Here is an 8,307-nt window from a genome sequence, read left to right as displayed (position 1 = left end):
GTCGGGGGCTCGCCCGGGGTCCTGGGCGGCTGGCCGCCGGGGCCGGAGCCCACCGGGCGGGAGGGCAGCTCGGGCCTGTTGGGGCGGCGCGGCACCTGCCGGGTGGAGTCGTTGCGCTCCAGGCTCCGCTGCCAGCCGGGCAGTTGGCCCTCGCGGCCGGTGCCGAGCGCCGGCCCGCCCTCGCCGGCCGGGCGGCGCTGCGGCGGGGTCTCACGGTGCAGGGTCGCGGTGGCGGGGCTGGTCGGCGGGGCCGCGGGACGCGGCCGGGCGCCGCCCTGGGCCACGTCGGCGGGGAGCATGACCAGGGCGGTGGTGCCGCCGGAGTCCGAGGGACGCAGCTGGATCCGGATGCCGTGTCGCAGGGACAGCCGGCCGACCACGAACAGGCCCATCCGGCGGGAGACCGAGACGTCGACGGTCGGCGGGTTGGCCAGCCGGTCGTTGATCTCGGCCAGGTCCTCGGGGGACAGGCCGATGCCGGTGTCGTGGATCTCCACCAGCACCCGGCCGTCGGGCAGCGCGTGACCGGTGACCTTGACCTTGGTCTGCGGCGAGGAGAACGAGGTGGCGTTCTCCAGCAGCTCGGCCAGCAGGTGGACGAGGTCGTTGACGACGCGTCCCGCGACCTCGGTCTTGGGCACGGCGCTGAGCTCGATGCGCTCGTACTGCTCCACCTCGGAGGCCGCGGCGCGCAACACGTCGACCAGCGGCACCGGGCGGGTCCACCGGCGGCCCGGCTCCTCGCCGGCGAGGACCAGCAGGTTCTCACCGTTACGGCGCATGCGGGTGGCGAGGTGGTCGAGCTTGAAGAGCGAGGACAGCTGGTCCGGGTCGGCCTCGCGGGACTCGAGCTCCGAGATCAGGGAGAGCTGACGCTGGATCAGACCCTGGCTGCGGCGCGAGAGGTTGGTGAACATCGCGTTGACGTTGCCTCGCAGCAGGGCCTGTTCACCGGCGAGGCGGACCGCCTCGCGGTGGACGTCGTCGAACGCCTCGGCCACCCTGCCGATCTCGTCCCTGGTGTGGACACCGACGGACTCCACGGTGGTGTCGACGTCCTCGGGCTCGGCCTCGGACATCTGCTTGACGACCTCGGGCAGCCGCTTGCGGGCCACCTCGGTCGCGGTCTCCTGGAGGCGGCGCAGCGAGCGCACCATGGAGCGGGCCACCACGAAGGCGCCGACGAGCGAGATGCCGAGCACCAGGATGACGACGGCGCCGTTGATGACGGCCTCTTGCTGGGCGTCGTCCCGCAGCGCGTTGGCCTGCGCCTGCATCTCGGCGAGGAGCTCGGACTCGATGACGTTCATCGCCTCGATCTTGGTCCGGTCCTGCTCGTACCAGTTGCGGTAGCTGCGGTCCGGCGAGTTCCTGATGCCCTCGGGGGCGGAGAAGACGCGCTGTGCGTACTGGTCCGCCTGGGTGACGTTGGCGATGCCGCCCTCGAGGGGGGCGAGCCGGTCGTTGGCCCGGCTCTGGCCGTAGATCTGCGCGAAGCTCTCCAACTGCGCCTCTTCGCTGAGGCTGCTGTTGCGGCCGAGGCGCCAGTCGACGTCGGAGAGGTCGGCGTTCTGGCCGGGGAGCTCGTCGCGGGCGAGGCCCGCGGTGATCACGGCACGCTGGATGGAGGCGTGCTCCTTGGCCGAGGAGAAGGCGGCCAAGGCTCGGGTGGAGCGGATCATCTCGCTGTTGCTGGTGGCCTGGGCCATGTCAAGCGAGAGGTTGTGCAGCGACTCGATCAGGTTGTTGTAGGCGCTGATCGTCTGGCCGGCGTTCTCCGGGTCCTCGTACGCCTGCCGGCGGATGGTGCTGATCTCGTTGACCTGGCGGCCGATGTTGATCACCGTGGAGACGACGCCTCGCATGGCCTCGTCGGTGTCGGAGAGCCGCAGCCGGGCGTCGCTGAAGGCGCGGAGCGCCTGGTTGGTGGTCTCGCGGGCCGACACGACCTCGTCGCTGTTCCGGTCGCGGCCGCTGACCAGCGGGCCGGCCGAACGGTCGCGCTCCTCCTGCAGGGCCTTGGCGAACTCGGTCGCCACCTGCGTCATGTCGGTGAGGAGTTCCAGGTCGTCCAGCCTCTCGATGTCCTCCATCGAGTTCTGGATCCGGAAGCCGCCCAGAAGGGTGGCGGCGACCACGGGGAGCGCGATCAGCGACACCAGACGGGTGCTGATGCGCCAGTTGCGCAGCGCGAGGCGCGATCCCGAACGACTGGGCCTGGCGGGCGCCGGGCGCTTGTCGGCGCCGGCGGTGACCGGCTCGCGGGTGGGCTGCTCACCCCCCACGGCGGGCTGTGCCGGGTCACCGCCCCCTGGGGCGGGCCCGGCGGAGGAGCCGCGGTCCGTCACACCACCAGGCTCCGCATCCCCCGCAGCACTGCCTTCCCTCTTGAAACGTCCCTGCACTGGCGTCGCAACCTCTGGACCTTGAGCGGCACGCCGCGAAGACGACGTGACGGTGTCGAGCCGGGGGCACCCGAGCCCCTTGACGGTTGTGGGCAACCGCCGCGTCTGACGGTCAGCACGGCGAGTGGCGCTGGCGTGCGCCCCTCACTTCGGTGGCTGACCCGCGACGGTCCGTGTGATTCCAGCACAGTGGCCGATCTCCAACAAGGGCTGGGAACGCTCCCGTGACATCTATGACACTCCGAAGGTCGAGCGTCACGGCATGTACACAGCCAGCATGGAGAAATCGGACTTTTGTGCACCACATCACCATCGAACAAGCACACAACGGGTAGCTATCGTGTGGAAGGAGTAAACCTATGGCAGCGTATGCCCCTTTTATCCCGCCCCTTGGCTGTCCCGATTTGACGTGCTTTCGCCAAACCGCCGTGAGCAAACTCACACCGGGCAGGTGGCTGATTCCCCGCTTCCGGCGGGTATAGCGAGCCTAGCCTCGCTTTACAGAACGTTCGGAAACGACAAGAGAGTCAAGGCAGAGCACCGTGAAGAGCACCCTGACGATCCGCTCCACCGCCAACCCGCGGCGCACCACGCTGGCACACCTCTCCGACGCCGGAGAGCTCGCCCTCGGCGAGCGCCCCGAGGCGCGCCTGCCGGAGCTCCCCCGGGCCACCGCGAACCCGCGGCGCACCATCCTCGTCGAGCGTGAGAACGCCGCCTGACCTCGGCTCGCACGCGAACAGCCCCCGGCTCGGCCGGGGGCTGTTCGCGTGTCGGGGCGCGCGCGGGGCGGCGCGCTACCCCTGCCAGCTGTGCGGCGCGCGGTAGCCGGCGGCGCGCTCCAGGCGGCGCCAGCCCGCGGTGCTGCGGTCGGCGCCGGCCGGCGCGGCGTCCTGCCGGGCGGCACGGGCCACCAACAGGGCGGTGACGGCGGCCAGCTCCTCGGGGCTCGCCTCGCCCTTCTCCACCCGGACCAGATGGGGGTCGCTGTTCATCTCGCGCACTCCTTGCGGATCGTCAGGCTCGACTCGGGGACGGGGCCGCGTCACTGCGGCGGGTTGCCGTGCTTGCGGGCCGGCAGGTCGGCGTGCTTGTTGCGCAGCATCGCCAGTGACTGGATCAGCACCTGGCGGGTCTCGGCGGGGTCGATCACGTCGTCGACCAGGCCCCGCTCGGCCGCGTAGTAGGGGTGCATCAGCTCGGCCTTGTACTCCTTGACCATGCGCCCTCGCATGGCGTCAGGGTCCTCGGCGGCGGCGATCTGCCGGCGGAAGATCACGTTGGCCGCGCCCTCCGCGCCCATCACCGCGATCTCGTTGGTGGGCCAGGCGAGCGTGACGTCCGCGCCGATGGTCTGCGAGTCCATCACGATGTAGGCACCACCGTACGCCTTGCGCAGCACCAGCGAGATCCTGGGGACCGTGGCGTTGCAGTACGCGTAGAGCAGCTTGGCACCGTGCCGGATGATCCCGCCGTGCTCCTGGTCGACGCCGGGCAGGAAGCCGGGCACGTCGAGCAGCGTCACGATCGGGATGTTGAACGCGTCGCACATCTGGACGAAGCGCGCGGCCTTCTCCGAGGCGGAGATGTCGAGCACCCCGGCCAGCGACTGCGGCTGGTTGGCGACGATGCCCACCACCTGGCCGTCGAACCTGGCGAGCGCGCAGATGATGTTGGTCGCCCAGCGCTCGTGCACCTCGAGGAACTCGCCGTCGTCCACCAGTTCCTCGATGACCGACCGCATGTCGTACGGGCGGTTGCCGTCGACCGGGACCAGGTCGACCAGCGCGTCGCAGCTCCGGTCCGCCGGGTCCTCGGTGGGGCTCGCCGGCGGGTTCTCCCGGTTGTTGCTCGGCAGCAGGGAGATCAGGAACCGGACCTCCTCCAGGCACGACTCCTCGTCGTCGTAGGCGAAGTGCGCCACCCCGGAGGTCTCCGCGTGCACGTCCGCGCCGCCCAGGCCGTTGTGGGTGACGTCGGCGCCGGTCACCGTCTTGACCACGTCGGGCCCGGTGATGAACATCTGGGCGGTCTCCCGCACCATGAACACGAAGTCCGTCAGCGCCGGCGAGTAGGCGGCGCCGCCGGCGCACGGGCCGAGCATCACCGAGATCTGCGGGATCACCCCGGAGGCCCTGGTGTTCCGCTGGAAGATGCCGCCGTAGCCGGCGAGGGCCACGACGCCCTCCTGGATCCGGGCGCCGGCGCCGTCGTTCAGCGACACCAGCGGCGCCCCGGCCGCCATGGCCATGTCCATGATCTTGTGGATCTTGGCGGCGTGCGCCTCCCCGAGCGCCCCGCCGAAGATCCGGAAGTCGTGCGCGTAGACGAACACCTGGCGGCCGTGCACCGTGCCGTAGCCGGTGACGACGCCGTCCGTGTACGGGCGCTTGGCCTCCAGGCCGAAGCCCTGGGCCCGGTGCCGCCGCAACATGCCGACCTCGCGGAACGATCCGGGGTCGAGCAGCAGATCGATCCGCTCCCTCGCGGTCAGCTTGCCCTTGGCGCGCTGGGCCTCGGTCGCCTTGTCCGAGGGACCGCGCACCGCCTCCTCGCGGATGGCCCGCAGCTCCGCCACCCGCCCGTGGGCGTCGATGGCGGTCCCCGTGTCTGGCGCGTCGGGCGCTACGGCCTCGGCTTGATCGGTCATGTAACGACCCTACGAAAACCCCGGCCGACCCGCCCTCGTCAGATCCGAACAGTCTCCGCCGCCGTTTGATGGCCGCGCTGCACATAGAACGCGGAAAGGCACAGTGCGGGGCGGCGGGGCACTGTCGGATCCGCACAGCGCCCCGCGGCGGTGGTCACTCCTCCGGGCGCACCCCGGCGCGCAGCAGCCCGTAGGTGTAGGCGTCGTCGAGCGCCTGCCAGGAGGCGGCGATCACGTTGTCCGCGACGCCCGCCGTGGCCCACTCGGTGGTGCCGTCGCCGGTGGTGATCAGCACCCGGGTGGTGGACCGGGTGCCCTGCCGGCCCTCCAGGATGCGCACCTTGTAGTCCACCAGCTGGAGCCTCGCCAGCTCGGGGAACGTGCGTTCGAGGCCGGCGCGCAGCGCCTGGTCGAGCGCGTGCACGGGGCCGTTGCCCTCGCCGGTGGCGACGATCCGCTCGCCCTTGGCCCACAGCTTGACGGTGGCCTCGTTCTCGCAGCCGGTGTCGGAGCGCTGGTCGGTGATCGACCGCCAGGACTCCAGCCGGAAGAAGCGCTGCGGGCCGCCCTCGGCCTCCGCGCGGAGCAGCAGCTCGAACGAGGCGTCGGCGGCCTCGTAGCTGAACCCCTTGAGCTCCTGTGCCTTGACCCGGGCGACGATCCGGCCGACCAGCTCCCGGTCCCCCGCCAGGTCGTAGCCGAGCTCCCGGCCCTTGAGTTCGACGGAGGCCCGGCCGGCCATGTCGGAGACCAGCATCCGCATCGAGTTGCCCACGAGCTCGGGGTCGATGTGCTGGTAGAGGTCCGGGTCGACCTTGATCGCCGAGGCGTGCAGCCCGCCCTTGTGGGCGAAGGCGGAGATCCCGACGTAGGGCTGGTGGGTGGCGGGGGTGAGGTTGACGACCTCGGCGATGGCGTGCGAGATCCGGGTCATCTCGCGCAGCGAGCCGGCCGGCAGCACCCGCCGGTCGTACTTCAGCTCCAGCGCGGCGGCCACCGGGAACAGGTTCGCGTTGCCGACCCGCTCGCCGTAGCCGTTGGCGGTGCACTGCACGTGGGTGGCGCCGCCGTCCACCGCGGCGAGGGTGTTGGCGACGGCGCAGCCCGTGTCGTCCTGGGCGTGGATGCCGAGCCGGGCGCCGGTGTCGGCGAGCACGGTGCGCACCACGGCCTGCACCCGGGCGGGCAGCATGCCGCCGTTGGTGTCGCAGAGCACCACCACGTCGGCCCCGGCTCCGTGAGCGGTGCGCACCACGTCGAGCGCGTAGTCGGGGTTGGCGGCGTAGCCGTCGAAGAAGTGCTCGCAGTCCACGAAGACGCGCCGGCCGTGGGCGCGGAGGTGGGCCACCGTGTCCCCGATCATGGCCAGGTTCTCGGCGAGTGTGGTGCGCAGGGCCAGCTCGACGTGGCGGTCGTGGGCCTTGGCGACCACGGTGACGACGGGGGCCTCGGAGTCGATCAGGGCCCGCACCTGGGGGTCGTCGGCCACGGAGACGCCGGCCTTGCGGGTGGCGCCGAAGGCGACGAGGCGGGCGTGCCGGAACGGGATCTCGGCGCGGGCCCGCTGGAAGAACTCGGTGTCCCGGGGGTTGGCCCCCGGCCAGCCGCCCTCGATGAAGCCGACCCCGAAGTCGTCGAGGTGGCGGGCGATGGTCAGCTTGTCGGCAACGGTGAGGGTGATGCCCTCGCGCTGGGCGCCGTCACGCAGGGTGGTGTCGAACACGTGGAAGCCGTCGCCCGGGGGCTGGGTGGCGGGCTCGTCCTTGCTGGTCATGGTGGTGCGGGACTCCTGTCGAATGGAGGCGGCTGCGGGGGCTTGGCTCCACTGCCCTCACGGCCCGTGCGCTCCCTCTCCGGTCCAGTGTGCCGGAAAACGAAAAGACCCCTCGCGGATGCGAGAGGTCTGCGCGCGGGTCTGAGGCACGGTGGCCGCCGACGCCTGGGTGGGCGGTGGGTGGCTCACTGTGGACCGGCGCGCTGGTCACCGATAATGCTGGCGAACGAGAGCACGGAAGCGAGTGTGGCACAGGCGGTCTCCCGTGCCGCCCGTCGTCTCAGGATGCGGACGCCGAGCCCGGCCGCCAGCGGCCGGGCCCCGTGGCGTCGGGCTCAGGCGACCCGGTGCAGCCAGCCGTGCCGGTCCTCGGCGCGCCCGGTCTGGATGTCGACCAGCGTCTCGCGGAGCCGCAGGGTGATCTCGCCGGCCTGGCCGTCGCCGATGGTCCAGGCGCCGTCCGCCGACCTCACCGAGCCGACCGGGGTGATCACCGAGGCGGTGCCGCAGGCGAAGACCTCGGTGATGGCGCCGCTCTCGCACTCCCGCCGCCAGTCGTCCACGGTGATCCGGAACTCCTCGGTCGGGTAGCCGAGGTCGTCGGCGATCCTGAGCAGCGAGTCGCGGGTGATGCCGGGCAGCAGGGTGCCCGTCAGCCTCGGGGTGAGGATCCGCGCGTCGGCGCCGGTGCCCCGCACGAAGTAGAGGTTGGACGAGCCCATCTCCTCCACCCAGCGGCGCTCCACCGCGTCCAGCCAGACCACCTGGTCGCAGCCGTGCCGGACGGCCTCGGCCTGGGCGAGGAAGGCCGCCGCGTAGTTGCCGGCGCACTTGGCCTCGCCGGTGCCGCCCGGCGCGGCGCGCACGTAGTCGGTGGACAGCCAGACGGAGACGGGCCGCACGCCGCCGGCGAAGTAGTCGCCGGCGGGCGAGGCGATGACCATGAAGAGGTACTCGTTCGCCGGCCGGTTGATGCCGAGCCCGACCTCGGTGGCGAACATGAAGGGCCGCAGGTAGAGCGTCTGCCCGGCGCCGCTCGGCACCCAGGCGGCGTCCTGCGCGACGAGCACGTCGATGGCCTCCACGAAGGCCTCCACCGGCAGCTCGGGCATCCCGAGGCGCGCGGCCGAGCGCTGGAAGCGGCGGGCGTTGGCGTCCGGGCGGAAGGTGACGATCGAGCCGTCCGCCCGCCGGTAGGCCTTGAGGCCCTCGAAGATCTCCTGCCCGTAGTGGAGCGCCATGGTCGCCGGGTCGAGCGGGATCGGGGCGTAGGGCTGGAGGGTGGCGTCGTGCCAGCCGCGGCCCTCGGTCCAGCGGATGGTGACCATGTGGTCGGTGAAGTACCGGCCGAACCCGGGCTCGGCGAGGGCGACGGCGCGATCGGCCTCGGGGAGCGGCTGCGTGGAGGGCTTGAGGTCGAAGGTGATCGGGGTCGTCATGTGGGCGCGTCCTTCACGTCGGGTGGGCTTCACGTCGGG

At 71.7% G+C, this 8,307-nt stretch carries 6 protein-coding genes; 1 reads left to right on the top strand and 5 read right to left on the bottom strand.

Annotated elements, in window-relative coordinates:
• On the bottom strand, positions 1 to 2,405 hold a 2,405-nt coding region (locus tag E1283_RS26780; RefSeq protein WP_132820730.1), incomplete at its 3' end, for a nitrate- and nitrite sensing domain-containing protein.
• 542 nt (positions 2,406 to 2,947) lie between these two features.
• On the opposite strand from E1283_RS26780, the gene E1283_RS26775 reads away from it, so the two are divergent.
• Positions 2,948 to 3,127 (top strand): hypothetical protein, encoded by a 180-nt coding sequence (locus E1283_RS26775; protein ID WP_132820729.1) that lies wholly within the window; start codon positions 2,948 to 2,950, stop codon positions 3,125 to 3,127.
• A 75-nt stretch (positions 3,128 to 3,202) separates the two neighbouring features.
• Here E1283_RS26775 and E1283_RS26770 read toward each other — a convergent pair whose 3' ends face one another.
• The 4 genes from E1283_RS26770 to E1283_RS26755 form a co-directional block, all read right to left on the bottom strand.
• Positions 3,203 to 3,400 (bottom strand): acyl-CoA carboxylase subunit epsilon, encoded by a 198-nt coding sequence (locus E1283_RS26770; protein WP_132820728.1) that lies wholly within the window; start codon positions 3,398 to 3,400, stop codon positions 3,203 to 3,205.
• A gap of 50 nt (positions 3,401 to 3,450) precedes the next feature.
• Positions 3,451 to 5,055: an acyl-CoA carboxylase subunit beta gene (locus E1283_RS26765; RefSeq protein ID WP_132820727.1), complete on the bottom strand. Its 1,605-nt coding sequence runs from the start codon at positions 5,053 to 5,055 to the stop codon at positions 3,451 to 3,453.
• 154 nt (positions 5,056 to 5,209) lie between these two features.
• Positions 5,210 to 6,829 carry a citramalate synthase gene (gene cimA / locus E1283_RS26760; protein ID WP_132820726.1) on the bottom strand — a complete coding sequence of 540 codons (1,620 nt, stop codon included), beginning with the start codon at positions 6,827 to 6,829 and terminating at the stop codon, positions 5,210 to 5,212.
• A gap of 335 nt (positions 6,830 to 7,164) precedes the next feature.
• Complete coding sequence (locus E1283_RS26755; protein WP_132820725.1) at positions 7,165 to 8,268, bottom strand: branched-chain amino acid aminotransferase; 1,104 nt, start codon at positions 8,266 to 8,268, stop codon at positions 7,165 to 7,167.
• Positions 8,269 to 8,307 lie beyond the last annotated feature (39 nt).

The organism is Streptomyces hainanensis, from assembly GCF_004348415.1.
Lineage (GTDB): Bacteria > Actinomycetota > Actinomycetes > Streptomycetales > Streptomycetaceae > Streptomyces > Streptomyces hainanensis.
Note: the sequence above shows the minus strand (reverse complement) of the source record. Positions and strands in the feature narration are given on the sequence as shown.

What these genes read in the sequence shown, in the direction of transcription:
- E1283_RS26770 (WP_132820728.1), bottom strand. Translation starts at nt 3,400, where the DNA reads ATGAACAGCGACCCCCATCTGGTCCGGGTGGAGAAGGGCGAGGCGAGC.
- E1283_RS26755 (WP_132820725.1), bottom strand. Translation starts at nt 8,268, where the DNA reads ATGACGACCCCGATCACCTTCGACCTCAAGCCCTCCACGCAGCCGCTC.
- E1283_RS26765 (WP_132820727.1), bottom strand. Translation starts at nt 5,055, where the DNA reads ATGACCGATCAAGCCGAGGCCGTAGCGCCCGACGCGCCAGACACGGGG.
- cimA (WP_132820726.1), bottom strand. Translation starts at nt 6,829, where the DNA reads ATGACCAGCAAGGACGAGCCCGCCACCCAGCCCCCGGGCGACGGCTTC.